This window comes from Pseudomonas anatoliensis (assembly GCF_017976235.1).
Classification (GTDB): Bacteria; Pseudomonadota; Gammaproteobacteria; order Pseudomonadales; family Pseudomonadaceae; genus Aquipseudomonas; species Aquipseudomonas anatoliensis.
Map to the genome: position 1 here is coordinate 1 of NZ_JACVHC010000017.1, position 1,841 is coordinate 1,841.

The window sequence follows — 1,841 nt, forward strand, 5'->3', positions numbered from 1 at the left end:
CAACCCCAACGGATCCACCCACCCCGTCGGATTCGGCACGTACTGGTACTGATTCAACCCTCCCGCCAACTTGATCGGGTCCGGCGTCAGATACCGTCCAAGCCTTGGGTCGTAATACCGATGCCGGTTGTAATGCAGGCCGCTTTCCGCGTCGAAATACTGCCCCTGAAAGCGCAGCGGTTGATCCAGGTATTCCTCGCCGGCGAGGGTGATTGCGGCGACTTTGCCGTAGGCGTCGTATTGCGCTGACCAGACGATTTCGCCGCTGTAGTCGGTGAGTTCTTGCGGGGTGCCGAGGTGGTCGAGTTGGTAGTAGAACGGGCAGGCCTTTTTTGGGCCTTTGCCGTCGAGCAGCGCCAGCGGGCGGAAGGTGCCGGGTTCGTAGACGTAGCTGCGGTGCTGGGTGTTGCTGCTTTCGGCGACGAGGTGGTCGCCTTGCCAGAAGAACTCGGTTTTTTCGCCGTCGACGGTTTTGCGGATTCGCCGGCCGAAGGCGTCGTACTGGTAGGTCGCGGTTTTGCCGTCGGGGCGGGTCAGGCCGATGAGGCGGTGTTGGCAGTCGTAGCGGTATTCGGTGACGAGTTTCTGCGCGGTGCCGCGGCGTTCGCGGATCAGGTTGCCGAAGGCGTCGTAGTCGTAGTGGCGATCACCCTGCATCAGCAGGCGGTTGCCCTTGATCTGCGTGGGGCCGGGGCGGTCCTGCATGAGCAGGTTGCCGGCCGGGTCGTGGGCGAAGGACTCCGGCAGTTCGTCACGTGAGTGGCGTACGCGGATCAGCCGATTGAGGGCGTCGTAGCCGTAGGTGCGCTGGCCGTGACGGGTGTCGGCGATGTGCTCCAGATTGCCGTTGGCGCTGTAGGCATAATCGCGGCGGTACAGCGAATCGTGCTGATGGCCTACGGCGTGGGCGAGCAGGCGGCCCTGATCGTCGTAGGCATATTCGCTGAGCAGCAAGCCTTGCTGACGTTGTTGTTCGCGGCCCGACTGATAGACGTGTTGCGTCAGCGGCGCGCCGTTGAGGTGGATGGCGGTCAGTGCGCCGCCCTTGGCGTACTGATAATCGAGCTTGCTGTTGTCCGGCAGGCGCATGCGTTTGAGCTGGCCGCAGGCGTCGTAGGCGTAACGCAGCGTGCCCCAGCCCTGATGCTCGGTGATCAGCCGGTCTTGCAGGTCGTATTCGAAGGCCAACGGATGTTTCTGGCCGTCGTCGACGCCAGTCAGCCGACCGAGGCGGTCGTACTGATAGATAACCTTGACCCCGTCAGGCAAGGTCTTGACCAGCAGGCGCCCGGCCGTATCGCGCTCATAGCCCGTGACCAACACCGAGCCGTCATCGCCGAACTCGGTCTTTTCCAGCAGATGACCGTTGAGGTCATAGGCATAGCCTGTACGCCGCCCGTCGAAGCCGGTTTCCTGTCGGATCAGTCCGGTCGGCGTGTAGTCCAGCCGATACTTTTCGCCGGACTCGTTTTCGATTTCGGTGATCAGCAACTGCGCATGGTCGTAGCGGTACTGCACCCGCGTGCCGTCGGGGTTGATCCGCCGCGAAACCAGGTGCAGGTCGTCGTCATACTCGAAACGGGTGATGCGTCCGAGTTCGTTGCGCTCGGCGGTGACCTGGTTGTAGGCGCCATAGCTGTAGGCGCGGGTGGCGCCCGTAGGAGAAGTCGTCTGGATCAGTCGGCCAACAGCGTCCCAATGCTGACGCGTGACCGCACCGTGTTCATCAACAGTGGTAGTCCTGCGCCCCAGCGCATCGTAGGAAAAACGCCGCACGCCAGCATCGGGCAGGGTTTCTTCAACCAACTGACCGAGGGGGTTCCAGACAAACACGTGTCGAC

General features: G+C 62.6%; 1 protein-coding gene. It reads right to left on the reverse strand.

The window, feature by feature from the left end; genetic code table 11:
- Window positions 1–1,841 (reverse strand): RHS repeat-associated core domain-containing protein (locus tag ICA16_RS28110; protein ID WP_210702155.1); only part of this gene is annotated, 1,841 nt, incomplete at both ends.